The sequence below is a fragment of the Pseudomonas sp. MM211 genome, assembly GCF_020386635.1.
GTDB lineage: Bacteria > Pseudomonadota > Gammaproteobacteria > Pseudomonadales > Pseudomonadaceae > Aquipseudomonas.
This window is the reverse complement of the sequence record NZ_CP081942.1, coordinates 989,887-1,015,532: the sequence shown is the minus strand read 5'-3', so window position 1 is coordinate 1,015,532 and position 25,646 is coordinate 989,887. Positions and strand designations below refer to the sequence as shown.

24 protein-coding genes and 1 pseudogene are annotated in these 25,646 nt (G+C 59.0%); 3 read left to right on the top strand and 22 right to left on the bottom strand.

The features are described from left to right. Window positions 1-51: 51 nt before the first annotated feature. The 22 genes from glmS to rpmH form a co-directional block, all read right to left on the bottom strand. Window positions 52-1,890 (bottom strand): glutamine--fructose-6-phosphate transaminase (isomerizing), encoded by a 1,839-nt coding sequence (gene glmS, locus K5Q02_RS04555; protein ID WP_225836809.1) that lies wholly within the window; start codon window positions 1,888-1,890, stop codon window positions 52-54. A gap of 10 nt (window positions 1,891-1,900) precedes the next feature. Then, window positions 1,901-2,674, bottom strand: a complete 774-nt coding sequence (locus K5Q02_RS04550; protein WP_225836808.1) for a DeoR/GlpR family DNA-binding transcription regulator — start codon at window positions 2,672-2,674, stop codon at window positions 1,901-1,903. A 130-nt stretch (window positions 2,675-2,804) separates the two neighbouring features. Beyond that, window positions 2,805-3,416 (bottom strand): LysE family transporter, encoded by a 612-nt coding sequence (locus K5Q02_RS04545; RefSeq protein WP_225836807.1) that lies wholly within the window; start codon window positions 3,414-3,416, stop codon window positions 2,805-2,807. A 116-nt stretch (window positions 3,417-3,532) separates the two neighbouring features. Continuing rightward, a complete protein-coding gene (glmU, locus tag K5Q02_RS04540; protein WP_225836806.1) occupies window positions 3,533-4,894 on the bottom strand; it encodes a bifunctional UDP-N-acetylglucosamine diphosphorylase/glucosamine-1-phosphate N-acetyltransferase GlmU in 1,362 nt (453 codons plus the stop codon). A 118-nt stretch (window positions 4,895-5,012) separates the two neighbouring features. Beyond that, on the bottom strand, window positions 5,013-5,441 hold the full coding sequence (locus K5Q02_RS04535; protein ID WP_042554474.1) for a F0F1 ATP synthase subunit epsilon: 429 nt from the start codon (window positions 5,439-5,441) through the stop codon (window positions 5,013-5,015). Window positions 5,442-5,483: 42 nt separating this feature from the next. Further along, window positions 5,484-6,860, bottom strand: coding sequence for a F0F1 ATP synthase subunit beta (gene atpD, locus K5Q02_RS04530; protein ID WP_131179397.1), 1,377 nt, complete (start codon window positions 6,858-6,860; stop codon window positions 5,484-5,486). A 27-nt stretch (window positions 6,861-6,887) separates the two neighbouring features. Further along, on the bottom strand, window positions 6,888-7,748 hold the full coding sequence (gene atpG, locus K5Q02_RS04525) for a F0F1 ATP synthase subunit gamma (RefSeq protein ID WP_042556077.1): 861 nt from the start codon (window positions 7,746-7,748) through the stop codon (window positions 6,888-6,890). Window positions 7,749-7,798: 50 nt separating this feature from the next. Then, window positions 7,799-9,343 carry a F0F1 ATP synthase subunit alpha gene (atpA, locus tag K5Q02_RS04520; RefSeq protein WP_225836803.1) on the bottom strand — a complete coding sequence of 515 codons (1,545 nt, stop codon included), beginning with the start codon at window positions 9,341-9,343 and terminating at the stop codon, window positions 7,799-7,801. Between the two features lie 21 nt (window positions 9,344-9,364). Continuing rightward, window positions 9,365-9,901: a F0F1 ATP synthase subunit delta gene (locus K5Q02_RS04515; protein WP_225836801.1), complete on the bottom strand. Its 537-nt coding sequence runs from the start codon at window positions 9,899-9,901 to the stop codon at window positions 9,365-9,367. 14 nt (window positions 9,902-9,915) lie between these two features. After that, window positions 9,916-10,386: a F0F1 ATP synthase subunit B gene (locus K5Q02_RS04510; RefSeq protein WP_225836800.1), complete on the bottom strand. Its 471-nt coding sequence runs from the start codon at window positions 10,384-10,386 to the stop codon at window positions 9,916-9,918. Between the two features lie 57 nt (window positions 10,387-10,443). Beyond that, complete coding sequence (gene atpE, locus K5Q02_RS04505) at window positions 10,444-10,701, bottom strand: F0F1 ATP synthase subunit C (RefSeq protein WP_003097235.1); 258 nt, start codon at window positions 10,699-10,701, stop codon at window positions 10,444-10,446. A gap of 158 nt (window positions 10,702-10,859) precedes the next feature. Continuing rightward, entirely contained in the window at window positions 10,860-11,729 is an 870-nt protein-coding gene (gene atpB, locus K5Q02_RS04500) for a F0F1 ATP synthase subunit A (RefSeq protein ID WP_225836799.1), read from the bottom strand. A 31-nt stretch (window positions 11,730-11,760) separates the two neighbouring features. Further along, a complete protein-coding gene (locus tag K5Q02_RS04495) occupies window positions 11,761-12,153 on the bottom strand; it encodes a F0F1 ATP synthase subunit I (RefSeq protein WP_225836798.1) in 393 nt (130 codons plus the stop codon). Window positions 12,154-12,311: 158 nt separating this feature from the next. Next, window positions 12,312-13,184 carry a ParB/RepB/Spo0J family partition protein gene (locus K5Q02_RS04490; RefSeq protein WP_225836797.1) on the bottom strand — a complete coding sequence of 291 codons (873 nt, stop codon included), beginning with the start codon at window positions 13,182-13,184 and terminating at the stop codon, window positions 12,312-12,314. A gap of 11 nt (window positions 13,185-13,195) precedes the next feature. Next, a complete protein-coding gene (locus K5Q02_RS04485; RefSeq protein ID WP_225836796.1) occupies window positions 13,196-13,984 on the bottom strand; it encodes a ParA family protein in 789 nt (262 codons plus the stop codon). 13 nt (window positions 13,985-13,997) lie between these two features. Beyond that, the gene (gene rsmG / locus K5Q02_RS04480; RefSeq protein ID WP_442963960.1) at window positions 13,998-14,642 is read right to left on the bottom strand and encodes a 16S rRNA (guanine(527)-N(7))-methyltransferase RsmG; all 645 of its coding nucleotides are present in this window, start codon (window positions 14,640-14,642) and stop codon (window positions 13,998-14,000) included. Next, a complete protein-coding gene (gene mnmG, locus K5Q02_RS04475; protein ID WP_225836795.1) occupies window positions 14,642-16,534 on the bottom strand; it encodes a tRNA uridine-5-carboxymethylaminomethyl(34) synthesis enzyme MnmG in 1,893 nt (630 codons plus the stop codon). Before mnmG ends, rsmG begins: the two co-directional genes overlap by 1 nt. A gap of 744 nt (window positions 16,535-17,278) precedes the next feature. Then, window positions 17,279-18,646: a tRNA uridine-5-carboxymethylaminomethyl(34) synthesis GTPase MnmE gene (mnmE, locus tag K5Q02_RS04470; RefSeq protein WP_225836793.1), complete on the bottom strand. Its 1,368-nt coding sequence runs from the start codon at window positions 18,644-18,646 to the stop codon at window positions 17,279-17,281. Between the two features lie 75 nt (window positions 18,647-18,721). Then, window positions 18,722-20,464 (bottom strand): membrane protein insertase YidC, encoded by a 1,743-nt coding sequence (yidC, locus tag K5Q02_RS04465; protein WP_225836791.1) that lies wholly within the window; start codon window positions 20,462-20,464, stop codon window positions 18,722-18,724. 2 nt (window positions 20,465-20,466) lie between these two features. Beyond that, on the bottom strand, window positions 20,467-20,712 hold the full coding sequence (gene yidD, locus K5Q02_RS04460) for a membrane protein insertion efficiency factor YidD (RefSeq protein ID WP_013793567.1): 246 nt from the start codon (window positions 20,710-20,712) through the stop codon (window positions 20,467-20,469). Further along, window positions 20,705-21,106: a ribonuclease P protein component gene (rnpA, locus tag K5Q02_RS04455; RefSeq protein ID WP_225836789.1), complete on the bottom strand. Its 402-nt coding sequence runs from the start codon at window positions 21,104-21,106 to the stop codon at window positions 20,705-20,707. Before rnpA ends, yidD begins: the two co-directional genes overlap by 8 nt. A 15-nt stretch (window positions 21,107-21,121) precedes the next feature. Next, on the bottom strand, window positions 21,122-21,256 hold the full coding sequence (gene rpmH, locus K5Q02_RS04450) for a 50S ribosomal protein L34 (RefSeq protein ID WP_003213577.1): 135 nt from the start codon (window positions 21,254-21,256) through the stop codon (window positions 21,122-21,124). Between the two features lie 511 nt (window positions 21,257-21,767). Between rpmH and dnaA the strand changes: the two genes are divergently transcribed. The 3 genes and pseudogenes from dnaA (at window position 21,768) to recF (ending at window position 25,646) form a co-directional block, all read left to right on the top strand. Continuing rightward, on the top strand, window positions 21,768-23,261 hold the full coding sequence (dnaA, locus tag K5Q02_RS04445; RefSeq protein ID WP_225836787.1) for a chromosomal replication initiator protein DnaA: 1,494 nt from the start codon (window positions 21,768-21,770) through the stop codon (window positions 23,259-23,261). Window positions 23,262-23,296: 35 nt separating this feature from the next. Continuing rightward, window positions 23,297-24,400, top strand: coding sequence for a DNA polymerase III subunit beta (gene dnaN, locus K5Q02_RS04440; protein ID WP_225836785.1), 1,104 nt, complete (start codon window positions 23,297-23,299; stop codon window positions 24,398-24,400). Window positions 24,401-24,543: 143 nt separating this feature from the next. Then, a pseudogene (gene recF, locus K5Q02_RS04435) lies at window positions 24,544-25,646 on the top strand (DNA replication/repair protein RecF).

Sequence of the window (25,646 nt, the reverse complement as noted above, 5' to 3'; positions counted from 1 at the left end):
ATCCAGCTAAAAAGATCTGCAAGGCTACGCGATATGCCTGCACATTTTCCGTTACTCAACCGTTACCGATTTTGCGAGATTGCGCGGCTGGTCGACGTCGGTGCCGCGCAGCACAGCCACGTGGTAAGACAGCAACTGCAGCGGCAGGGTGTAGAGGATCGGCGCCAGGGCGTCGTGGATGTGCGGCATGTTCACCACGTGGGTGCCTTCGCCATTGCTCATTCCGGCCTGCTCGTCGGCGAACACCAGCAGCTCGCCGCCACGGGCACGGACTACCTGCAGGTTGGACTTGAGCTTGTCGAGCAGCTCGTTGTTCGGCGCGATGGTGACCACCGGCATATCTGCATCCACCAGGGCCAGCGGGCCGTGTTTCAGTTCACCGGCCGGGTAGGCTTCGGCGTGGATATAGGAGATCTCCTTGAGTTTGAGCGCGCCTTCCATCGCCACCGGGTACTGAGCGCCGCGGCCCAGGAACAGGGTGTGGTGCTTCTCGGCGAACAGCTCGGAGACCTTCTCGACAATCTTGTCCATGGCCAGCGCTTCGTCCAGGCGGGCCGGCAGGCGGCGCAGCTCTTCGACGAGTTCGGCAGCCACACCGTCTTCCAGGGTGCCTTTGACCTGGCCGAGGGCCAGGGTCAGCAGCATCAGGCCGACCAGTTGAGTGGTGAAGGCCTTGGTCGAGGCGACGCCGATCTCGGGGCCGGCGTGGGTCAGCAGGGTCAGGTCGGATTCACGCACCAGCGAGCTGATGCCGACGTTGCAGATGGCCAGGCTGGCCAGGTAACCGCCGTCGGCCTTGGCGTTGCGCAGGGCGGCCAGGGTGTCGGCGGTCTCGCCGGATTGGGAGATGCTGACGAACAGGGTGTCCGGCTGCACCGCTACGCGGCGATAGCGGAACTCGCTGGCCACTTCGACCTGGCAAGGAATGCCCGCCAGCCCTTCAAGCCAGTAACGGGCGACCATGCCGGCGTGGTAGCTGGTACCGCAGGCGACGATCTGTACGTTGCGCACCTTGGTGAACAGCTCGGCAGCCTGAGGGCCGAAGGCCTGTACCAGCACATGATCGCTGCCCAGACGGCCTTCCAGCGTGCGCTGCACGACGGTGGGCTGTTCGTGGATTTCCTTGAGCATGAAGTGGCGGAACGCGCCCTTGTCGGCCGCATCGGCGCCTTCGTGGTACTGCACCACTTCTCGCTGCACGACATTGCCGTGGGTATCCCAGACCTGCACGCTGTCTCGCTGGATCTCGGCGATATCACCTTCTTCCAGGTACATGAAACGATCGGTGACCTGGCGAAGGGCGAGCTGGTCAGAGGCGAGGAAATTCTCACCCAGGCCCAGACCCACCACCAGCGGGCTGCCACTGCGCGCGGCGAGCAGACGATCAGGACGGGCGGCGCTGATTACGGCCAGACCGTAAGCACCCTGCAGCTGCTTGACCACCGCCTTCAGCGCGTCAGCGAGGTCGCTCTGCGTTTTCAGGGTGTGATCGAGCAGGTGCACGATGACTTCGGTATCGGTATCGGAACTGAAGGTATAACCCAGGCCCTGTAGGCGCTCGCGCAGCGGGCCGTGGTTTTCGATGATGCCGTTGTGCACGACAGCCAGCTGATCACTGGAGAAGTGTGGGTGAGCATTGTTCTCGGTCGGCACGCCATGGGTCGCCCAGCGGGTGTGGGCGATACCCAGACGACCTGGCAGCGGCTCGCTGTTCAGCGCGCTTTCCAGTTCGCTGACCTTGCCGACGCGACGACGACGCTGCAATGCGCCTAGATCATCGACCAGCGCCACACCGGCGCTGTCGTAGCCGCGGTACTCGAGGCGCTTGAGGCCCTCGACCAGCACAGCGGTGATGTTACGTTCGGCGATGGCGCCTACGATGCCACACATAGCGTTCTCCTCAGGAAGCGTCAGCTACCGCGCAGATCAACTGGATCCCGCGAGCCAAGAGTTGTTCATGCGCCTCGTCAGCGAGGCGCTCATCGGTAATCAGGGTGTGCACGCTGCTCCAGGGCAGCTCGAGATTGGGGATGCGGCGGCCGATCTTGTCGCTCTCGACCATCACGATCACTTCACGGGCCACCTCGGCCATCACCCGTGAAAGGCCCAGCAATTCATTGAAGGTGGTGGTACCGCGCTGCAGATCGATGCCGTCGGCGCCGATGAACAGCTGATCGAAATCATAGGAGCGCAGCACCTGCTCGGCGACCTGCCCCTGAAAGGAGTCCGAGTGCGGATCCCAGGTGCCGCCGGTCATCAGCAGCACCGGCTCGTGCTCGATGTCGCTCAGGGCGTTGGCCACGCTCAGCGAATTGGTCATCACCACCAGGCCGGGCTTGTGGCCCAGCTCGGGAATCATCGCCGCCGTGGTGGTGCCGCTGTCGATGATGATCCGCGCATGCTCGCGAATCCGCGCTACACCGGCACGGGCGATCGCTTGCTTGTAAGGGGAAATCGGCTGACTGCTCTCGACGATCAGTTCCTGGGGCAACGGCACCGCACCGCCATAGCGGCGTAGCAACAGGCCATTGGTTTCCAGAGCGGCGAGATCCTTGCGGATGGTCACTTCGGACGTCGCGAAGCGCTTGGCCAACGCGTCCACGCTCACCTCACCCTGCTCGGCGAGCAAGGTGAGAATGGTGTGACGACGCTGCGGTGTGTTGCGCTTCGACATGCTTAAGTTTCGATTCGAAAGATAATGGAGCAAATCAAAACCTAACGAAGCTTTAGAGTCAAGTTACCGAGCAAGCAAATTGTCGATAAAGTTATCCACAACTCCAGCTTTCCGATGCTTCGCCACCCTTTCAGTTGAGGGTCAGCTTGACCCCAAAACCGATCAGAAACAGCCCAGCCAGCTTTTCGAGACCCCTGCCAATGCGAGGGTTGGCACGCATGCGCTCCGCCAGCAAATGGCTGCAGAGCACCACTATCAGCCCGTAAAGAAAGGTCAGTACCGCAATGGTCACGGCCAAAAAGCCGAAGGTGAGGATGCCCTGATGACGCTGCGGGTCGATGAACAGCGGAAAGAAAGCCATGTAGAAGATGATGGCCTTGGGGTTGAACAGGGTGATCAGCAAGGTCTGCCGCAGGTACTGGCGCGGTTTTATATCTAGGGTTGGCGCAGCGCCTGGCTTGGCCAGCAACATCCGCGCGCCCAGCCAGATCAGATAAGCAGCGCCCAGCCACTGCACCAGATGGAAGGCGGCGGGATAAGCCTTGAGCAAAGCAGCCACTCCGGCTACAGCCAGCCACATCAGCACTTGATCACCGAGGATGATGCCCAAAGTCGATGCCAGACCGCCGCGAAACCCACCCTTGCCTGTGGATAAGATCAGCGCCAGGTTCCCGGGGCCAGGAATCGCCAGCAGTACGATGAAGGCCACCACAAAAGCACTGTAATCCGTTACACCGAACATGCGTTGACTCCTGTATGTCGTGATGAAGCGAAGCCAGCTATCTAGCGGTTATCCACAGGCTCATCGGTAGCTGGTATTTCCTGGGTATCGCTTCGCTCAACCCAAGCTACGGGAGCTTACCGCTTCTTTTCAGGGCGCTGCCAGCCTTCGATATTGCGCTGGCGGCCACGGGCGACGGCCAGGTTCTTGGGTGGCACGTCATTGGTAATGGTCGAGCCGGCAGCCGTGTTGGAACCAGCACCGATATCCACAGGTGCAATCAGCGAGTTGTTGGAGCCGATGAATACATCCTCACCGATCACCGTCTGATGCTTGTTGGCGCCATCGTAGTTGACGGTGATGGTGCCAGCGCCAATGTTGGTACGCGCGCCGATGACGGTGTCACCCAGGTAGGTCAGGTGACCCGCCTTCACGCCCTCACCCAACACGGCATTCTTCAGCTCCACGAAGTTACCTACATGGGCCTTGGCGCCCAGCACGCTGCCAGGACGCAGGCGGGCGAACGGGCCGCAATCGGCACCCTCACCCACTTCGGCACCTTCCAGATGGCTGTTGGCCTTGACGATGGCGCCCTTGCGCAGGGTGCTGTCCTTGACCACGCAGTTGGGACCGATCTGCACATCGTCTTCGATGATCACCCGGCCCTCGAGGATCACGTTGACGTCGATGGTCACATCACGGCCCACGGTGACATCGCCGCGCACATCGAAACGATGTGGGTCACGCAGGGTGACGCCCTGCGCCATCAGGCGGCGGGCGATGCGCTGCTGGTAATGACACTCCAGCTGCGACAGCTGGATGCGGTCGTTGGCACCGAGCACTTCCATCTCGTCGGCGGCACGTTCGGTGGCCACCACCAGGCCGTCGGCCACTGCCATGGCGATCACGTCGGTCAGATAGTACTCGCCTTGGGCATTGCTGTTCGACAGCCGCCCCAGCCAGTCGGCCAGACGCTTGCCCGGCACCGCGAGAATGCCGGTATTGCCTTCGCGGATCTGCCGCTGCGCTTCGCTGGCATCCTTGTGCTCGACGATGGCCTGCACCACGCCCTGATCGTCCCGCACGATGCGCCCGTACCCAGTTGGATCGGCGAGCTCGACGGTGAGCAGGCCGAGCTGGTCGTCATTGACCAGAGCCAGCAGACGCTGCAAGGTCGCGGTCTCGATCAGCGGCACGTCACCGTAGAGGATCAGTACGGTCTCGGCACTGAGCTGCGGCAGCGCCTGAGCCACCGCGTGGCCGGTGCCGAGCTGCTCGGCCTGGATGACGAAATTCAGGTCGTCCGCCGCCAGTCGCTCACGAACCTTCTCGGCGCCATGCCCGATCACCACCTGAATGCTCTGTGGCTGCAGGCTGCGGGCGGTGTCGACGACGTGACCGAGCATGGGCTTGTCGGCCACCGGGTGCAGGGCCTTGGGCAGAGCGGAACGCATGCGGGTGCCTTGGCCGGCGGCGAGGATGACGATATCGAGGGACATGGGGAGCGGTTCCTTGGCAATCGCAGCCACGCGGGTCGGCTGCGAAATGAAAACGGCAGAAAAGCAAAAGGGTAGCCAAGGCTACCCTTTTACCAAGCAACGATGAAGCCCGCAGGTATCAGCTACCGCCGAACTTCTTGCGCAGTTGCTGGACGGTGCGCAGCTGGGCTGCGGCCTCGGCCAGACGCGTAGCGGCAGAACCGTAGTCGAACTCGGCACCCTGCTCGCTCAGCGCTTTCTCGGCAGCCTTGACGGCTTCCTGAGCAGAGGCTTCGTCCAGGTCGGCGGCACGTTGCACGGTATCGGCAAGTACCTTGACCATGCTCGGCTGCACTTCGAGGAAGCCACCGGAGATGTAGAACACCTCGGTTTCGCCACCCTGCTTGACCAGACGAATCGGGCCCGGCTTGAGGTCGGTGATCAGCGGTGCGTGGCCCGGGGAAATCCCCAGATCACCCAGGTTGCCGTGGGCGATCACCATTTCGACCAGACCGGAGAAGATCTCGCCTTCTGCGCTGACGATGTCGCAATGGACTGTCATAGCCATATCTAGCCTCACGTAAGCGCCCGTTGCCGGGCGCACGGGTGATTACAGTTTTTTCGCTTTCTCGATGGCTTCTTCGATGCCGCCGACCATGTAGAACGCCTGCTCCGGCAGGTGATCGTAATCACCTTTGAGGATGCCGCTGAAACCAGCGATGGTGTCCTTCAGGGAAACGTACTTGCCAGGCGAACCGGTGAAGACTTCGGCCACGAAGAACGGCTGGGACAGGAAGCGCTGGATCTTACGAGCACGAGATACCAGCTGCTTGTCTTCTTCCGACAGTTCGTCCATGCCGAGGATCGCGATGATGTCCTTCAGCTCTTTGTAGCGCTGCAGCACGTACTGAACGCCGCGAGCGGTGTCGTAGTGCTCCTGGCCGATCACGTTCGGGTCCAGCTGGCGCGAAGTCGAGTCGAGTGGATCGACCGCTGGGTAGATACCCAGGGAAGCGATGTCACGGGACAGTACGACGGTGGCGTCCAAGTGGGCGAAGGTAGTCGCCGGGCTCGGGTCAGTCAGGTCGTCCGCAGGTACGTATACGGCCTGGATCGAGGTGATCGAACCGGTCTTGGTCGAAGTGATGCGTTCTTGCAGAACACCCATTTCTTCGGCCAGGGTCGGCTGATAACCCACTGCAGACGGCATACGGCCGAGCAGTGCGGATACTTCGGTACCGGCCAGGGTGTAGCGGTAGATGTTGTCCACGAAGAACAGAACATCACGGCCTTCGTCACGGAACTTCTCGGCCATGGTCAGGCCGGTCAGTGCTACGCGCAGACGGTTGCCTGGTGGCTCGTTCATCTGACCGTAGACCAGGGCTACCTTGTCGAGAACGTTGGAGTCCTTCATCTCGTGGTAGAAGTCGTTACCCTCACGAGTACGCTCACCCACACCGGCGAACACGGAATAACCGCTGTGCTCGATGGCGATGTTACGGATCAGTTCCATCATGTTCACGGTCTTGCCGACACCGGCACCACCGAACAGACCGACTTTACCGCCCTTGGCGAACGGGCAAACCAGGTCGATAACCTTGATGCCAGTTTCCAGCAGCTCGTTGGAGCCAGCTTGCTCGGCGTAGGTCGGCGCAGGACGGTGAATGCCCCAACGCTCTTCTTCGCCAATCGGGCCAGCTTCGTCGATTGGGTTGCCCAGTACGTCCATGATGCGGCCCAGAGTTTTCACCCCGACCGGTACCTGGATGCCTGCGCCAGTGCTGTCGACGTCCAGGCCACGTTTCAGGCCTTCGGTCGAACCCATCGCAATGGTACGCACCACGCCGTCGCCCAGCTGCTGCTGAACTTCCAGAGTGGTTTCGGCGCCGACTACTTTCAGCGCTTCATAAACACTCGGCACCTTGTCACGCGGGAATTCCACGTCGATGACGGCGCCGATGATTTGAACGATACGTCCGCTACTCATCTTTGGTTCCTCTGAATATTTGAACCGTTAAACCGCGGCAGCGCCGCCGACGATTTCCGAAATTTCCTGGGTGATCGCTGCCTGACGTGCCTTGTTGTAAACCAACTGCAGGTCTTTGATGATATCGCCAGCGTTGTCGGTGGCATTCTTCATCGCAATCATCCGCGCGGCCTGTTCGGCTGCGTTGTTCTCGACCACTGCCTGGTACACCTGCGACTCCACGTAGCGCACCATCAGCCCGTCAAGCAGCTGCTTGGCGTCGGGTTCGTACAGGTAGTCCCAGTGGTGTTTCAGCTCCTGATCCGGATCGGCCACCAGTGGAATCAACTGCTCCACGGTCGGCTTCTGGGTCATGGTATTGATGAACTTGTTGGAAACCACGGACAAACGGTCGATGCGCCCTTCCAGGTAAGCATCGAGCATCACCTTGACGCTGCCGATCAGATCATTGATCGACGGCTCTTCGCCGAGGTGGCTGATCGCAGCGACGACGTTGCCACCAAAGTTGCGGAAGAATGCCGCGCCCTTGCTGCCAACCACGCAGAGATCGATCTCCACGCCGCGCTCGCGGTTTGCCGACATGTCCTTGACCAGGGCCTTGAACAGGTTGGTATTCAAGCCACCACACAGACCACGGTCCGAACTCACCACCACGTAACCGACGCGCTTTACTTCGCGTTCGATCATGAAGGGATGACGGTATTCCGGGTTGGCGTTGGCCAAATGACCAATTACCTGGCGGATACGCTCCGCGTAGGGACGGCTAGCTGCCATGCGCTGTTGTGCCTTGCGCATCTTGCTGACCGCCACCTTTTCCATGGCGCTGGTGATCTTCTGCGTGCTTTTGATGCTCGCAATCTTGCTGCGAATCTCTTTTGCGCCTGCCATTTCACACCTATCGGGTTAGCAGGCGGGCGCCATTTGGCGCCCGCTGCGGCTTACCAGGTTTGGGTGGCCTTGAACTTCTCGATACCGGCTTTCAGCTGGCCATCGATGTCGTCATTGAAGTCACCCTTCTCGTTGATCTTCGCCATCAAGTCGGCGTGATCACGGTTGAAGAAGGCGATCAGAGCCTGCTCGAAGCTGATGATCTTGGCGACTTCGATGTCGGTCAGGAAACCACGCTCAGCGGCATACAGCGACAGCGCCATGTCCGCGATGGACATTGGAGCGTATTGCTTCTGCTTCATCAGCTCGGTAACGCGCTGGCCGTGCTCAAGCTGCTTGCGGGTGGCTTCGTCCAGGTCAGAAGCGAACTGGGCGAATGCCGCCAGCTCACGGTACTGAGCCAGAGCGGTACGGATACCACCGGAGAGCTTCTTGATGATCTTGGTCTGTGCAGCACCACCCACACGGGATACCGAGATACCGGCGTTGACGGCCGGACGGATACCCGAGTTGAACATGGCCGATTCCAGGAAGATCTGACCGTCGGTGATCGAAATCACGTTGGTCGGAACGAACGCGGAAACGTCGCCAGCCTGGGTTTCGATGATCGGCAGAGCGGTCAAAGAACCGGTCTTGCCAGTCACGGCGCCATTGGTGAACTTCTCGACATAGTCTTCGGAAACGCGCGAAGCACGCTCCAGCAGACGGCTGTGGAGATAGAACACGTCGCCCGGGTAGGCTTCACGGCCTGGCGGACGGCGCAGCAGCAGGGAGATCTGACGGTAAGCAACGGCCTGCTTGGAGAGGTCGTCGTACACGATCAGCGCATCTTCACCGCGGTCACGGAAGTATTCGCCCATGGTGCAGCCGGCGTAAGGAGCCAGGAACTGCAGCGCAGCGGATTCGGAAGCCGAGGCAGCCACCACGATGGTGTTGGCCAGGGCGCCGGACTCTTCTAGTTTGCGAACCACGTTGGCGATGGTCGATTGCTTCTGACCGATGGCTACGTAGACGCAGAAGATGCCGCTTTTCTTCTGGTTGATGATGGCGTCGACTGCTAGAGCAGTCTTACCGATCTGACGGTCACCAATGATCAGCTCGCGCTGGCCACGGCCTACCGGGATCATGGCATCGACCGACTTGTAACCGGTCTGCACCGGCTGGTCGACCGACTTACGCCAGATCACGCCAGGTGCAACTTTCTCGACTGCGTCGGTGGCTTGAGCATTGATCGGGCCTTTGCCATCGATCGGGTTGCCCAGTGCGTCGACAACGCGACCCAGCAGTTCCGGACCAACCGGAACTTCCAGGATGCGGCCAGTGCACTTGGCGCTCATGCCTTCGGCCAGGGTGGTGTACGCACCCAGGATTACAGCACCTACGGAGTCTTGCTCCAGGTTCAGTGCCATACCGTAGACGCTGCCCGGGAACTCGATCATTTCGCCGTACATGACGTCGGCGAGACCGTGAATGCGCACGATACCGTCAGACACGCTGACGACAGTGCCTTCGTTTCGGGCTTGGGAAGAGACGTCGAGTTTATCGATACGTCCCTTGATGATTTCACTTATTTCGGAAGGATTGAGTTGCTGCATAGCTCTGCTGCCCCTTCAAACTCAAGATTTCAATGCTTCGGCCAGCTTCGCGATTTTGCCGCGAACTGAGCCATCGATAACCAGGTCGCCGGCGCGGATCACGACACCACCAATCAAGGTAGCGTCCTCCGCAGCATGCAGGCGCACTTCCCGGCCGAGCCGTGCACTGAGAACCTTGGCGAGTTTGTCTTGCTGTTCATCGCTCAATGCGAAGGCACTGGTGACATCCACGTCGATCGACTTCTCTTGTTCGGCCTTGTACAGCTCGAACAGCGAGTAGATTTCCGGCAACAGGGCCAGACGATCGTTCTCTGCGACAACGTGGATGAAATTGCGTACCTGGGCGTCGAACTTGTCACCACACACCTCAACAAAGGTGGTGGCCTTGTCTGTACTCGTCAAACGCGGAGCCTTGAACACGCGCTGCAGCGTGGCGTCCTGAGACACCGCCGCTGCCAGGCCAAGCATGGCTGACCAAGAGGCCAGCTGCTGGTGAGCCTGGGCGTATTCGAAAGCCGCCTTAGCGTAAGGTCGGGCCAACGTGGTCAGTTCTGCCATGATCGCGCCCTCGCTTAAATTTCGGCTGCCAGTTTGGAAACCAGCTCCGCATGCGCGTTTTGGTCGATAGATACGCCCAGAATCTTCTCGGCACCACCGACGGCCAGAGCACCCACTTGGGCACGCAGGGCATCTTTGATGCTGTTGATTTCCTGTTCGATCTCGGCCTGAGCCTGAGCCTTCACACGATCCGCTTCGACGCGAGCCTGATCACGGGCTTCGTCGACAATCTGGGTACCGCGTTTCTTGGCTTGCTCAATGATCTCAGCAGCCTGTGTCTTGGCTTCGCGCAGTTGCTGACCCGCTTTCTCTTGGGCCAACTCCAGATCACGAGCCGCACGACTGGCAGCATCCAGACCTTCTGCAATCTTCTTCTGACGTTCTTGCAAAGCCGCAATGACCGGAGGCCATACGAACTTCATGCAGAACAGCACGAAGATGAAAAAGGCAACGGATTGGCCAATCAGGGTTGCATTAATGTTCACGCCAACACCTCGCTCGTTCGTTGTCCATCACACCAATCAACTCGAAAATTCGAGTGATCAGCCAGCGATTTGACCAACGAAGGGGTTCGCGAAGGTGAAGAACAGTGCAATACCAACACCGATCATGGTCACGGCGTCGAGCAGGCCGGCGACGATGAACATTTTCACTTGCAGCATTGGAACCATTTCCGGCTGACGCGCAGCGCCTTCCAGGAACTTGCCGCCCAGCAGGCCGAAGCCGATGGCGGTACCCAGAGCGCCCAGGCCAATCAGCAGTGCAACAGCGATCGCGGTCAGACCAACTACAGTTTCCATCTTTCCTCCCGACTTTTTACGTCGTATTGGTTTAGGTTTTTCTAAGGGTAAAGCGGTAAAGCAAAATCGTTACTTCCAGTGCCCTTGCGGGCGCTCCAGCCGAGGCTGGAATCCATCGAAAACGCCACGCATCCAGCCACCTGGAGCGCAGCACGCCATCAATGGCTGTCTTCGTGCGCCATCGACAGGTAGACGATGGTCAGCATCATGAAGATGAATGCCTGCAGCGTGATGATGATCAAGTGGAAAACTGCCCAGGCCCACTGCAGTACGCCTGCCAGTGCTGCCAACAGAATGCCGCCGCCGAACATCACCGCGATGAGGATGAAGATCAGCTCGCCAGCGTACAGGTTGCCGAACAGACGCAGAGCGAGAGAAATCGGCTTGGCGATCAGGGTCACAAACTCCAGCAGGAGGTTGACCGGGATCAGCAGAATTTTCACGAAAATGTTCTTGGCACTGAACGGGTGCATGGTCAGTTCGCCGAGGAAGCCGCCGATGCCCTTGACCTTGATGCTGTAGAAAATGATCAGCGCGAATACCGACAGGGCCATGCCCAGTGTCGCGTTCGGGTCAGTGGTCGGCACGGCGCGGAAGAACAGGTGCTCGTTACCGGAGATCTTGGCGGCAGCGACCGGAATCCAGTCCACCGGCACCAGATCCATCAGGTTCATCAGGAAGATCCAGACGAAGATGGTCAGGGCCAGCGGCGCGATCAGCGCGTTACGGCCGTGGAAGGTGTCCTTGACGCTGCCGTCGACGAACTCGACCAGTACTTCAACGAAGTTCTGCAGACCGCCCGGTTGGTCCGAGGTGGCGCGCTTGGCGGCAGCCTTGAACAGGAAGATGAAGATCAGACCCAGCACCACAGAGATGCCCAGGGTATCGAGGTGGAAAGCCCAGAAGCCCATTTCTTTGGCTTCTTCAGCGGAGTGGGCGAACCCCCAGCCATTCACAGGATGCTGACCATAGGTCAGATTCTGCAAGTGATGCTGGATATAACCCGAAGCGGTTTCTGCAGCTGCCATAAATCCCTCAAACGCTCTAAGGCTTTAAAAGTTATCTCTTCATCAGCAAGGGTGCGAACCAGTTGACCAATTGGGTCAGCAGGAATACGCCGAACAACGCCAGCGCATCCAAAGGCTTCACACCTGCAAACACCAGCGCAAAAAGCACCGCTGTCAGAACCAGTTTCCCAGCTTCACCGGCGTAGAACGACCGGACGATAGCTTGGGCCGCCCGCGCTCCGGAAAACCGGAATGCCTTGTGGGCGAAGTACACATTTGGCAGCCAGGCGATCAGGCCACCGTACAAGCCTGAATATCCGCCGATCGAGCCCCGCCAGTGCCAGCAGGCAGCGGCAAGAACCAATGCCACGATCAGTTGAGCCAGTAGAACAGGAAACACCGGCAGTCGATGGAATGGCAGGCGTTTTGGCGTGCGTATATCCATCATTTTTCCCGGTAGATCGTACTCAGACTTCGTTACCAAGCTAATCAATAACTTGGCACATTTTGTGCCGCCGAAATGCGCGCAGAGTATAGGGGCGGTTCCCACCCCGTTCAACTGCTCGAAAGCCTTTTCGCACTAGTGCTGCGGCAGCAATTGTTTCAGCGGATGTGGGCTAGAACGCCCTGGAGTTCATCGAGGGAATTGTAGCGGATGACCAATTGGCCTTTGCCCTTCTGCCCATGCTTGATCTGCACCGGAGAGCCCAGGCGCTCAGCCAGGCGCTGTTCGAGGCGACTGATGTCAGGATCGACCTTGGCAGGGGCTGCAGGCTTTTCCTGGGTGTTCAGCCATTGCCGAACCATTGCCTCGGTCTGACGGACGGTGAGCCCGCGTGCGACAACGTGTCGCGCTCCTTCTGTCTGCTGTTCGGCAGGCAGGCCAAGCAAAGCACGAGCATGGCCCATTTCCAGATCACCATGGGAAAGAAGGGTTTTCACTTCTTCGGGCAGGGCGATCAGGCGCAGCAGATTGGTGATGGTCACCCGCGATTTGCCGACAGCTTCAGCGACCTGTTGCTGGGTGAGCTGAAACTCCTGCTGCAAACGCTGCAGGGCCATCGCTTCTTCGATCGGGCTGAGGTCTTCGCGCTGGATGTTCTCGATCAGCGCCATGGCGATGGCAGCTTCGTCTGGCAGTTCACGTACCAGAGCTGGGATGCGGTCGAGGCCAGCTTGCTGAGTCGCTCGCCAGCGGCGTTCACCCGCAACGATCTCGAAACGGCCGCCACCCACCGGACGTACCACGATAGGCTGCATCACGCCGTGGGCCTTGATCGACTGGGCCAGCTCTTCGAGCGCTGTGGCATCCATATCGCGGCGTGGCTGATACTTGCCGCGCTGGATCAGATCCAGGGGCAGGTGCTGCAACTCACTGGTATCAGCCTTGACCGCTTCTTCCTCCAGGGCGTCGACACTGGAGCCCCCTAACAGGGCGTCCAGGCCTCGTCCCAGCCCACGTTTCTTGGCGGCCATGCACAAATTCCTTATACGTTTGCGGTGTGGGCGTTCGCACGCTGGCGGCGAACCAGCTCGCCAGCCAGCGCCAGATAGGCGATCGCACCACGAGATTGCTTGTCGTAAACCAGCGCCGGCATGCCAAAGCTTGGCGCTTCGGCCAGACGCACGTTACGCGGGATCACGGTTTGATAGAGCGTGTCAGGGAAATGTTCCTTGAGCTGCGCCGATACATCGTTGGTCAGGCTGATGCGCGGGTCATACATGGTACGCAGCAGGCCTTCGATCTTCAGCGACGGATTGAGCAGCTTGCCGATGCGCTGGATGCTGTTGACCAGGTCGCTCAGCCCCTCGAGTGCGTAGTACTCGCACTGCATGGGAATGATCACCCCATCGGCGGCGACCAAGGCGTTGACGGTTAGCATGGACAGCGCCGGTGGGCAGTCGATGAGGATGTAATCGTAATTCTCGCGGATCGGCGCCAGTGCATAACGCAGGCGGCTTTCCTTCATCTTCATTTCCAGCAGACCGACCTCCGCCGCAGTGAGGTCACGGTTGGCCGGCAGCAGTTGGTAACCGCCATGCTCGGAGAACTGCATGGCCTCGACCAGATTGCATTCACCGACCAGTACGTCGTAGATGGAATGCTCCAGCGCCTGCTTGTCCACACCGCTGCCAGTGGTGGCGTTGCCCTGTGGGTCGAGGTCGATGAGCAGCACACGGCGTTTGGTCGCAACCAGGGAAGCCGCCAGGTTGATGCAGGTCGTGGTCTTGCCCACCCCACCTTTCTGGTTGGCGATTGCGAATACTTTAGCCATGTTGCCGTTCCCCCTAAACCGAGCGACGCAGTATCAACAGATGGCGCTGACCTTGGCAACCGGGAACCTTGAGCACGTGGGTTGCAGTGAGACGGAAGTCCGCTGGCAATGCCTGCAGCTCGTCGTCCGGATGCACACCCTTCATCGCCAGCCACTGGGTCTCTGTATCGCCAAGATGGCGCGTCCAGTTGGAAAAATCTTCCAGTGAGCTGAAAGCCCGCGAGCAGATACCGCTGAACGGCTGCTCAGGCATGAAGCCTTCCACACGACTGTGGATAACTTCCAGGTTGGCCAGCTTCAGCTCGAGTTTCACTTGCGTGAGGAAGCGGGTTTTCTTGCCGTTGGAATCGAGCAGCGTGAAGCGCCGCTGCGGAAACAGGATGGCCAGCGGAATACCCGGCATGCCGCCGCCACTGCCAACGTCCAGCCAGTTATCCCCAGCCTCGGCGACGAAGGGCACCACGCTAAGGCTGTCGAGTAAATGCCGCGAAACCATCTCGTCAGGGTCGCGCACGGCGGTCAGGTTGTAGGCCTTGTTCCACTTGATCAGCAATGCCAGGTAAGCGAGCAATTGCTCGTGTTGCTGCTCGGACAGGGTGACGCCCAGTTCTAGCGCGCCTTGTTGCAATTCTTCGGCATGACGAGACGTAACGGACATCAGGCGGTCTGCTCCAGCTGGCGACCGGCGCCACGTTTCTTCAGGTGAATCAGCAACAGGGAAATCGCTGCCGGGGTGACGCCCGGAATCCGTGATGCCTGGCCCAGGGTCTGCGGACGCGCATTACCCAGCTTGTGCTGAATCTCTTTCGATAGGCCAGAAATGTTGGCGTAATCGATGTCTTCCGGCAGCGCGGTATCTTCACTGGCGCGCAGACGAGCGATCTCGTCCTGCTGACGCTCGATGTAGCCGGCGTACTTGGTCTTGATCTCGACCTGTTCGGCGACCTGTGGATCCTCGGCGCCTTCACCAGTCACCTCGACCAGTCCAAGGTAATCGATCTCCGGGCGCGACAGCAGGTTGAGCAGGTTGTACTCGTGGGTCAGCGGCGTACCGAAACGCTCGACGATAGCATCGCCCTGAGGCGTGTTCGGGCGTACCCAAGTGCTTTTCAAGCGCTGCTCTTCGCGGGTGATGCCTTCACGCTTGGTCTCGAAGGCTGCCCAGCGTTCATCATCCACCAGGCCCAGCTCGCGGCCTTTCTCGGTCAGGCGCAGATCGGCGTTGTCTTCGCGCAGGATCAGCCGGTACTCGGCCCGCGAGGTGAACATGCGGTACGGCTCCTGGGTACCCAGGGTGATCAGGTCGTCGACCAGCACGCCGATGTAAGCCTCGTCACGGCGCGGGCACCAGCTGTCCTTACCCTGGGCACGCAATGCGGCGTTGGCACCGGCCAGCAGGCCCTGTGCACCGGCTTCTTCGTAGCCGGTGGTGCCGTTGATCTGCCCGGCGAAGAACAAGCCGCCGATGACCTTGGTCTCTAGGCTGTACTTCAGGTCACGGGGATCGAAGTAGTCGTACTCGATGGCGTAGCCCGGACGCACGATATGAGCGTTCTCCATCCCGCGGATGCTTTGCACTATCTGCAATTGCACGTCGAACGGCAGCGAGGTGGAGATTCCGTTGGGGTACAGCTCGTGTGTGGTCAGGCCTTCCGGCTCGATGAACACCTGGTGGCTGTCCTTGTCGGCGAAGCGGTGAATCTTGTCTTCGATCGACGGGCAGTAACGCGGCCCGACACCTTCGATGACCCCGGAATACATCGGCGAACGGTCGAGGTTGGCCGCGATGATTTCGTGGGTACGCGCATTGGTGTGGGTTATCCAGCAGCTCACCTGGCGAGGATGCTGTTCCTTGTTGCCCATGAACGACATCACCGGAATCGGCGTATCGCCTGGCTGCTCGGTCATCGCCGAGAAGTCCACCGAGCGACCATCGATGCGCGGTGGCGTACCGGTTTTCAGCCGACCGACACGCAGCGGCAGTTCACGCATACGTTTGGCCAGGGCATTCGAAGGCGGATCACCAGCGCGACCACCGGAATAGTTCTGCAGACCGATGTGGATAAGTCCACCGAGGAAGGTGCCGGTGGTCAGCACCACGGAATCGGCGAAGAAACGCAGACCCATCTGGGTGACCACGCCTTTGACTTCGTCCTGCTCGACGATCAGGTCGTCAGCAGCCTGCTGGAATATCCACAGGTTGGGCTGGTTTTCCAGGATCTCGCGTACCGCGGCCTTGTACAGGATGCGGTCAGCCTGGGCACGGGTCGCACGTACTGCGGGGCCTTTGCGGCTGTTGAGTACGCGGAACTGGATGCCGCCCTTGTCGGTGGCAATCGCCATGGCGCCACCCAGGGCGTCGATTTCCTTGACCAGGTGGCTTTTGCCGATCCCGCCAATAGCCGGATTGCAGCTCATCTGCCCGAGGGTTTCCACGTTGTGGGTTAGCAGCAGGGTTTTTACGCCCATGCGCGCCGCTGCAAGCGCAGCCTCGGTACCGGCATGGCCGCCGCCGATGACGATCACCTGAAAACGGGAAGGGAAATCCACCACGCACCTCGTGCCTGTTGAGAAGGGAGCTTTTTAGTTTGAAAGCGAGAAAGGGCGGCAAGTATAGGGACTTAGCCAGGTTGAAAGAAGCCTTTTGAACAAAAAATAGCCAATTGGTCAGCGATCATTTTGTACGACTGCCAGATGTGCTTCATCCCTGTCAGGACATCGTGTTTGGTAGGCAGAGGGTCTCAAGGTAAATAAAAGAATAAAGAATGATTTTTTTATAAAGCTTGTTTTTATGTTTATAAATGGTCTCCGCGATTTCTGTGGATAGATCCCTACAGGCCAGTAACCACTTAGTGTACAGCGATGTATGAAAGCGGGATTATCCTGGGCGGAGGGTGTTAGGTAGCAGTGATCAGCCTGTGTGTAAAAGGGGTACTTATTCACAGGGTGGTTTATCCCTAGCTTTGTCACCGGGTTATAGGCATAGCTTAGAGGCGGTTTTCCACAGGGTTTATTTTCCCTGTGGAAATCCACTTTTCACTCTCAACTGAAGGTGAGCATTGAAATGGGCAGTTCGTAGCTAGCTGTATACGCGCAGCATTCCCTGCCACCACCTGCGTGGGTGACTGCGGACGGAGTGCTATTGATGACTGGGTGGGAGGCGCACGTGCAGACGCGTTGGATCATTGCCTGATCCACTGACGGGGAGTGTATGGCTGGGGATAAGTGCGAGGTCAGTACCAGGCCGAGAGCACCGCTTGGTGATCTCGGCAATGCCGCTGCATCCAGAAGCGGTTATTTACCGATGCAGAAGCTCGAGAAGATGCGCCCCAGCAGATCGTCGGAGCTGAAGGCGCCAGTGATCTCACCCAGCGCCTGTTGGGCCTGACGCAGGTCTTCGGCAAGCAGCTCTCCAGCGCCTGCCAGCGTCAATTGAGCGTGCCCATGGTCAAGATGGCGCTGAGCCTGATGCAGTGCATCCAGGTGGCGACGGCGGGCACTGAAGCCACCTTCTGCCGTTTGCTGGAAGCCCATGCAGGCCTTCAGGTGTTCGCGCAGCAATTCCAAACCTTCGCTGGACTTGGCCGATAGCACCAGCGTGGTGTGGCCATCAGCGCTGGTCTGCAGGCCAACTTTCTCGTTAGATAAATCCGCTTTGTTGCGGATCAGTGTGATCCGTGCGGAGTCCGGCCGTTGCTCGAGAAACTCCGGCCACAGAGCAAAAGGATCATTGGCCTCGGGCGCGGTAGAATCGACCACCAAAAGCACCCGATCCGCTTCGCCAATGGCCTTCAGCGCCCGCTCTACACCGATCCGCTCGACCTGATCCTCGGTATCACGCAGCCCGGCGGTATCGATCACGTGCAGCGGCATGCCATCGATGTGGATATGTTCACGAAGCACATCCCGCGTAGTGCCGGCGACATCGGTGACGATAGCGGCCTCGCGCCCCGCCAGGGCATTGAGCAGGCTGGATTTACCCGCATTCGGGCGCCCGGCGATCACCACGTTCATACCATCGCGCAGCAACGCACCCTGGCCAGCCTCGCGTAAAACTGTGGATAACTGCGCACGTACGCCTTCGAGCAGGCTCAGTACATGGCCATCGGCCAGAAAGTCGATTTCCTCTTCAGGGAAGTCGATGGCAGCTTCCACGTAGATGCGCAGGCTGATCAGGCGTTCGGTTAACTCGTGCACACGCCGGGAGAATTCGCCCTGCAGCGAGCGCACGGCATTACGCGCAGCCTGTGCAGAACTGGCCTCGATCAGGTCGGCAATGGCTTCCGCCTGAGCCAGGTCGAGCTTGTCGTTGAGGAAGGCGCGCTCACTGAACTCACCCGGCCGAGCCTGGCGTGCGCCAAGCTCCAGGCTGCGCTGCAGCAGCATGTCCAGTACGACTTGGCCACCATGGCCCTGCAACTCGAGCACATCCTCACCGGTGAAGGAATTGGGGCCTGGGAAAAACAGCATCAGGCCTTCGTCGATCACTTCTCCGACATTGTCATGCCAGGCACCGTAGTGCGCATGCCGCGGTGTCGGTTCGATGCCGCTCAGGGTGATGGCGATTATCCGTGCACGTGGGCCGGAGACCCTCACGATGCCCACGCCACCACGTCCCTGGGCAGTGGCGACGGCAGCGATGGTTTCAGGTGATATGGACATACGATTCTCCAAACGCTGGATAGCAGAACGCCCCACGAGGGGGCGCTCTGTCTGTAGCTGGCGAAGCGTGGTAGATCAGGCCGCGGAAGCCTTGGTCTGCGCTTCGATCTTGCGGGTAATGTACCACTGCTGGGCGATGGACAGGACGTTGTTGACCACCCAGTACAGCACCAGACCTGCAGGGAACCACAGGAAGAAGAAGGTGAAAATGATCGGCATCATCTTCATCACACGAGCTTGCATGGGATCCGGCGGCGTCGGGTTGAGCTGCTGCTGGATGAACATGGTGGCGCCCATGATGATCGGCAAGATGAAGAACGGATCCTTGATCGACAGGTCTGTGATCCACAGGATCCATGGCGCCTGACGCATCTCGACGGACTCCAGCAGAGTCCAGTACAGAGCCAGGAACACCGGCATCTGCACCAGGATCGGCAGACAGCCACCCAGCGGGTTGATCTTCTCTTTCTTGTACAGCTCCATCATCGCCTGGGACATCTTCTGGCGATCGTCACCGAACTGTTCTTTCAGTGCCTGCAGCTTTGGCGAAACGGCGCGCATGCGGGCCATGGAACGGTAGCTGGCAGCCGACAGGGGGAAGAATGCCAGCTTGATGATCAACGTCAGGACGATGATCGAGAAGCCCCAGTTACCCAACAGGTTGTGGATATGTTCCAGCAACCAGAAGATCGGCTCGGCAAGGAACCACAGAATGCCGTAGTCGACCGTCTTATCCAGACCTGGCGACAGCGCAGCGAGATCCTTCTGGATCTTCGGGCCGGCATACAGGGTGGTGCTGGTCTGGCCTTCAGCACCGGCCGGAATGCTCAGTGCTGGGCCGGTGTAGCCAATGATGTAGTTACCCTGGCTGTCCTTGCGGGTCTGCACCAGGTTGGTGTCGTCTTTCGACGGAATCCATGCGGTCACGAAATAGTGTTGTAGCCAGGCGATCCAGCCGCCCTGTACGGATTCCTTGAGGCCCTGCTTGTCGATGTCTTTCATCGACACCTTGGTGTAGGGCTTCTCGGCAGTCCACAGCGCTGCACCGAGGTAGGTAGCAGTGCCGGTGGCGGTGCTGGAGGACGGGTCACCACTGTTGTCGCGCTTCAGTTGGGCGAACAGGTTACCGGTCCAGGCCGCACCGCTCTGGTTATCGATCAGATAGGAAACGCCGATCTGGTAACCGTTGCCGTTGATGCAACCCGCTTTCTTCTGCTCCACTTCCTTGGCCGAACAACCTGCGACGAGGCCACGGTTGAAGGTGAAACGCTTGATGTAGTTGACGCCGGCTTCGCTGAACTTCAGATCGACTTGCAGTTGATCCTGACCGTCAGCCAATTGATAGACGCGCTGCTCGCTGCTGTACAGCGGGCGGCCGTTGGCACGGGCGTCAGGGCCATTGGCGCCGGTCAGGCCGCTCTGTGCCAGATACAGGTGCTCACTACCATTGTCGAACAGCTGGAAGGGCACATCGGGACGATCCTGACGACGCGGGTAGTGCGGCAGTTGCAAGCGCACTACATCACCACCGCGCGGATCGATGGCCAGATCCAGAACGTCGGTCTTGACCTGGATCAGCTCATCGCTGACAGCAACGGCGGCTTCCACCGGGCTTGGATCGGTGCCGTCGGCATTCGCCGTCGGGACATCGTCGTTACTGGCAACGGAAGCAGTTTCCGGCAGGCTCGGGGCGGCTTTGCTGGTCGAAGCTGTCTGATTCGGCAGAGCGGCCTGGCCGTAGTCCTGGTTCCATTGGAGAACCATCATGTAGGACACGACTGCCAGGGCGACGATCAGGATCGAGCGTTTGATATCCATGATTATTCGGCCATCGAAGAGGAACGGGAGTGTTTCGCGAGGGGCACCGGATCGTAGCCTCCGGGATGCCAGGGGTGGCAGCGTCCCAGACGACGAACGGTCAGCCAGCCACCACGCAGGACGCCATGGGTTTCGATGGCTTCAAGCGCGTAGCAGGAACAAGTGGGGTAGAAACGACAATGACTGGCCATCATTGGACTGATGGCGTACTGGTAAAACCGGATTGGAGCTTGAACCAGTTTACGCATGGGGATTGTCGTTCACCCCGGTCTGGGCATCGGCCTGTTGGGCTGGTTTGCTGCGCGCCAGGCGTTTCCACAGCTTGCCGAACTGTTGAGACAGCTCGGCATTCTGCAGATCACCCAGGCCTTTACGCGCGACCACCACGATGTCCCAGCCCACCAGGTTGTCCTGGTTTAGGCGGAACGACTCGCGGATCTGGCGTTTCAGGCGATTGCGCTCAACAGAGAGCTTGACGCTCTTCTTCCCGATCACCAGACCTAGGCGTGAATGATCAAGCTCATTGTTGCGCGCAAGCAGCAGGACACTCTTGCCCGGCGCTTTGCCGCTGGGAGAGTCGAAGACTGCCTTGAATTGCCGGGGAGTTAGCAGGCGCTTCTCCCGGCCGAAGCCTCGACTCACCACAAGACTGGAAAATCAGACTGCGAGGCGAGCACGGCCCTTGGCGCGACGACGCGACAGGACGGCACGGCCGTTCTTGGTAGCCATGCGAGCACGGAAGCCGTGGGTACGAGCGCGTTTGATGGTGCTGGGTTGGAAAGTGCGTTTCATGATGCGGTTACCTGGTTGTCGACAACGGGCCGGAATGGCCCCCGTTTTAAGAGACCGGCGATTCTAGACAAAGCCGCAGGCCAGGTCAATTTCCAACCAGGTGTTTTCGAGATAGATAAATATATAAAGGAAAGAATCTTTTAAGAAGAGCTTGTTATTGTTTTTATATTTAAGTAATCCATGTTCTGTGGATAAGTGCCTGTAGGCCTTTGCGGCCAAGGCTCAAATGAGTTTGAAACTCTGTCAGAAAGCGGTGCTGTAGGTGTTGGATACGTGGGTATAAGCTGGGGATGAAAGGGCTATTTACCCACAGGCCGATTATCCACCGAGTTTCCCCTAGGGTTGCGCACTGATCTCAGGGGGCTTTATCCACAGGGTTTATAGTTATTCATCCATCATGTAACGCGTTGATTTGGCATGTACTGAACGGCTTTCGTATGTGGATAACTCGGGCTACGGAGGCTACAATAGCGGCTGTTTTTGACTCAGCGTTTTTGATCAGGGGATGTCCGTGTCCGTGGAACTTTGGCAGCAGTGCGTAGAACTTCTACGTGATGAACTGCCTGCCCAGCAATTCAACACCTGGATCCGTCCACTACAAGTAGAAGCTGAAGGCGATGAGCTGCGTGTCTACGCACCTAATCGTTTCGTACTCGACTGGGTCAATGAAAAGTACATGAGCCGTATGCTCGAGCTGCTTGGTGAGCGTGCATCGGGTGTGGTGCCCGCCATATCGCTGTTGATAGGCAGCCGTCGTAGTTCCGCGCCGCGAGCTGTACTGACGGCTTCACCTTCGTTGCCGGTTTCTAATTACAGCAGCCCATCACCGTCTGCCCCCGCGCCGCAGGTCAGTGCACCGCCGCCGAAACCTCCGGCGCAGTCCGAACCTTCTCGAGCCAGCTTTGATTCCATGGCCGGCGCCGCATCCAGCGTTGCCCCGGCTCGTAATGAACGCAATGTGCAGGTAGAGGGTGGCCTTAAGCACACCAGTTACCTCAATCGGACGTTTACCTTCGACAACTTCGTTGAGGGTAAGTCGAACCAGCTGGCTCGCGCTGCAGCCTGGCAGGTAGCGGACAATCCCAAGCACGGTTACAACCCGCTCTTCCTTTATGGGGGCGTGGGTCTCGGCAAGACGCATTTGATGCACGCGGTGGGTAACCACCTGTTGGCAAAGAACCCTAATGCCAAGGTCGTTTACCTGCATTCCGAGCGTTTCGTGGCTGACATGGTCAAAGCGCTGCAGCTCAACGCCATCAACGAATTCAAGCGTTTCTACCGTTCGGTGGATGCGCTGCTGATCGATGACATCCAGTTCTTCGCCAAGAAGGAACGCTCCCAGGAAGAATTCTTTCATACCTTTAATGCGCTTCTTGAAGGTGGCCAGCAGGTGATTCTCACCAGCGACCGTTACCCGAAAGAGATTGAAGGTCTGGAAGAGCGCCTGAAGTCGCGCTTCGGCTGGGGCCTGACCGTTGCGGTCGAGCCGCCGGAGCTGGAAACCCGTGTGGCGATTCTGATGAAAAAGGCCGACCAGGCCAGAGTCGATTTGCCCCATGATGCGGCGTTCTTTATTGCCCAGCGTATTCGCTCCAACGTGCGTGAGCTGGAAGGTGCGTTGAAGCGCGTGATCGCGCATTCGCACTTTATGGGCCGCGATATCACCATCGAGCTGATTCGTGAGTCGCTGAAGGATCTGCTAGCCCTACAGGACAAGCTGGTCAGCATCGACAATATCCAGCGCACTACGGCCGAGTACTACAAGATCAAGATCTCCGATCTGTTGTCCAAACGCCGTTCACGATCCATTGCCAGGCCGCGTCAGGTGGCGATGGCGTTGTCCAAGGAACTGACCAACCACAGCCTGCCGGAAATCGGTGTGGCCTTCGGCGGCCGCGATCACACCACGGTATTGCACGCCTGTCGTAAGATTGCTCAACTTAGGGAGTCCGACGCGGATATTCGCGAGGATTACAAGAATCTGCTGCGTACACTGACCACTTGATACGCAACTCCACGCACGAGGCAAGGGACTAGACCATGCACTTCACCATTCAACGCGAAGCCCTGTTGAAACCCCTGCAACTGGTCGCCGGCGTCGTGGAACGCCGACAGACCTTGCCGGTTCTTTCCAATGTTCTGCTGGTCGTCGAAGGCCAGCAGTTGTCGCTGACCGGTACTGACCTTGAGGTCGAGCTGGTCGGGCGTGTGACGCTGGAAGATGCTGCCGAGCCAGGTGAAATCACCGTACCGGCCCGCAAGCTGATGGATATCTGCAAGAGCCTGCCGTCCGACGCGCTGATCGACATTCGTGTCGACGAGCAGAAGCTGCTGGTCAAGGCCGGTCGCAGCCGTTTTACGCTGTCCACCTTGCCTGCCAACGATTTCCCTACCGTCGAAGAAGGCCCGGGTTCGCTGACGTTCGATCTGGTGCAGAGCAAGCTGCGTCGCCTGATCGAACGCACCAGCTTCGCCATGGCCCAGCAGGACGTCCGTTACTACCTCAACGGCATGCTGCTGGAAGTGCAGACCGGTGTGTTGCGCGCTGTCGCCACCGATGGCCATCGCCTGGCGATGTGCTCCATGGAAGCCAGCATCGAGCAGGTCGAGCGCCACCAGGTGATCGTGCCGCGTAAAGGCATTCTGGAACTGGCCCGTCTGCTTACCGAGCAGGATGGCACCGTCAGCATCGTTCTGGGTCAGCACCATATTCGTGCGACCACAGGCGAGTTCACCTTCACCTCCAAGCTGGTCGACGGCAAGTTCCCGGATTACGAGCGCGTGTTGCCCCGTGGTGGTGACAAGCTGGTCGTTGCCGATCGTCAGGGTCTGCGTGAAGCCTTCAGCCGCACCGCAATTCTGTCGAACGAAAAGTACCGCGGCATTCGTCTGCAACTGGCTGCAGGCCTGCTGAAAATCCAGGCCAACAACCCGGAACAGGAAGAAGCCGAAGAAGAAATTGCCGTCGAGTACAACGGTGGCGCGCTGGAGATTGGTTTCAACGTCAGCTATCTGCTCGATGTGCTGGGCGTGATGACCACCGAGCAGGTACGTCTGATTTTGTCTGACTCCAACAGCAGTGCGCTGGTGCAGGAAGCCGACAATGACGATTCCGCTTATGTCGTCATGCCGATGCGCCTGTAATTGGCGCTGCCGCTAATCGGCAACCCAGGCGTTATTGAAATCAGCTTTGGTATGTTCGGGTCAGACACTGACCCGCTACATCCAAAGCTGATTTCGTTTCTGGCAGTGCTATTTGTTCGCCCTTCTCCACGACGGCCCGCTTCATGTCCCTGATCCGCATTAACCTGACCGCGGTGCGCAACCTGCAGCCGTCGACGCTGATGCCCTCCCCGCGCATCAATATCCTCTATGGCGCCAACGGCAGCGGTAAAACCAGTGTGCTTGAAGGCATCCACCTACTGGGACTTGCACGTTCATTTCGCAGCGCTCGGCTGTTGCCTGTCATCCAGTATGAGCAGCAGGTCTGCACCCTGTTCGGTCAGGTCAGTCTGGGTGATGGTCGGCAGAGCAATCTGGGCGTTTCACGGGATCGTCAGGGCGAGTTTCAGATTCGCATCGATGGGCAGAACGCGCGCAGTGCCGCGCAGCTTGCTGAAACCCTGCCGTTGCAGCTGATCAATCCGGACAGCTTCCGCTTGCTAGAAGGCTCTCCAAAAATCCGCCGGCAGTTTCTCGATTGGGGAGTGTTCCACGTGGAACCTCGTTTTCTCCCTGCCTGGCAGCGCCTCCAGAAGGCCCTCAAGCAGCGGAACTCGTGGCTTCGCCGTGGTACACTTGATGCCGTTTCTCAAGCGGCCTGGGATCGTGAGTTGTGCTTGGCCAGCGATGAAATCGACAGTTATCGGCGATCCTACATACAGCAGCTCAAGCCTGTCTTCGAGCGCACCCTGAGCGAGCTGGTTGAGCTTCAGGGGCTCACGCTGAGCTACTACCGGGGATGGGATAAAGACCGTCCCCTGAATGAAGTGCTGACGTCTTCCCTGTTGCGTGACCAGCAGATTGGGCATACCCAATCCGGGCCGCAGCGAGCAGACCTCAGGTTGAGGCTTGGCGCGCACAACGCAGCGGATATCTTGTCCCGCGGCCAGCAGAAGCTGGTGGTGTGTGCCTTACGGATTGCCCAAGGGCATTTGGTTGATCAGGCCAAGCGTGGCCAATGTATCTATCTGGTGGATGACTTACCGTCAGAACTGGATGAACAACACCGCCGCGCATTGTGCCGTTTGTTGGAAGATTTGAACTGCCAGGTATTCATCACCTGCGTAGACCATGAATTGTTGAGCGATGGCTGGCAAACGGATACGCCGGTTTCCATGTTCCACGTGGAACATGGACGTATCACCCAGACCTCGACCACCGGGAGTGA

Bases quoted from the DNA above. Each gene is read 5' to 3' on its own strand.
- K5Q02_RS04545 (WP_225836807.1), bottom strand. From the start codon at position 3,416: ATGTTCGGTGTAACGGATTACAGTGCTTTTGTGGTGGCCTTCATCGTA.
- atpB (WP_225836799.1), bottom strand. From the start codon at position 11,729: ATGGCAGCTGCAGAAACCGCTTCGGGTTATATCCAGCATCACTTGCAG.
- K5Q02_RS04515 (WP_225836801.1), bottom strand. From the start codon at position 9,901: ATGGCAGAACTGACCACGTTGGCCCGACCTTACGCTAAGGCGGCTTTC.
- K5Q02_RS04495 (WP_225836798.1), bottom strand. From the start codon at position 12,153: ATGGATATACGCACGCCAAAACGCCTGCCATTCCATCGACTGCCGGTG.
- atpA (WP_225836803.1), bottom strand. From the start codon at position 9,343: ATGCAGCAACTCAATCCTTCCGAAATAAGTGAAATCATCAAGGGACGT.
- atpE (WP_003097235.1), bottom strand. From the start codon at position 10,701: ATGGAAACTGTAGTTGGTCTGACCGCGATCGCTGTTGCACTGCTGATT.
- atpD (WP_131179397.1), bottom strand. From the start codon at position 6,860: ATGAGTAGCGGACGTATCGTTCAAATCATCGGCGCCGTCATCGACGTG.
- K5Q02_RS04485 (WP_225836796.1), bottom strand. From the start codon at position 13,984: ATGGCTAAAGTATTCGCAATCGCCAACCAGAAAGGTGGGGTGGGCAAG.
- K5Q02_RS04535 (WP_042554474.1), bottom strand. From the start codon at position 5,441: ATGGCTATGACAGTCCATTGCGACATCGTCAGCGCAGAAGGCGAGATC.
- atpG (WP_042556077.1), bottom strand. From the start codon at position 7,748: ATGGCAGGCGCAAAAGAGATTCGCAGCAAGATTGCGAGCATCAAAAGC.
- glmS (WP_225836809.1), bottom strand. From the start codon at position 1,890: ATGTGTGGCATCGTAGGCGCCATCGCCGAACGTAACATCACCGCTGTG.
- rpmH (WP_003213577.1), bottom strand. From the start codon at position 21,256: ATGAAACGCACTTTCCAACCCAGCACCATCAAACGCGCTCGTACCCAC.
- K5Q02_RS04490 (WP_225836797.1), bottom strand. From the start codon at position 13,184: ATGGCCGCCAAGAAACGTGGGCTGGGACGAGGCCTGGACGCCCTGTTA.
- mnmE (WP_225836793.1), bottom strand. From the start codon at position 18,646: ATGTCCATATCACCTGAAACCATCGCTGCCGTCGCCACTGCCCAGGGA.
- K5Q02_RS04550 (WP_225836808.1), bottom strand. From the start codon at position 2,674: ATGTCGAAGCGCAACACACCGCAGCGTCGTCACACCATTCTCACCTTG.
- yidC (WP_225836791.1), bottom strand. From the start codon at position 20,464: ATGGATATCAAACGCTCGATCCTGATCGTCGCCCTGGCAGTCGTGTCC.
- glmU (WP_225836806.1), bottom strand. From the start codon at position 4,894: ATGTCCCTCGATATCGTCATCCTCGCCGCCGGCCAAGGCACCCGCATG.
- yidD (WP_013793567.1), bottom strand. From the start codon at position 20,712: ATGCGTAAACTGGTTCAAGCTCCAATCCGGTTTTACCAGTACGCCATC.
- dnaN (WP_225836785.1), top strand. From the start codon at position 23,297: ATGCACTTCACCATTCAACGCGAAGCCCTGTTGAAACCCCTGCAACTG.
- rsmG (WP_442963960.1), bottom strand. From the start codon at position 14,642: ATGTCCGTTACGTCTCGTCATGCCGAAGAATTGCAACAAGGCGCGCTA.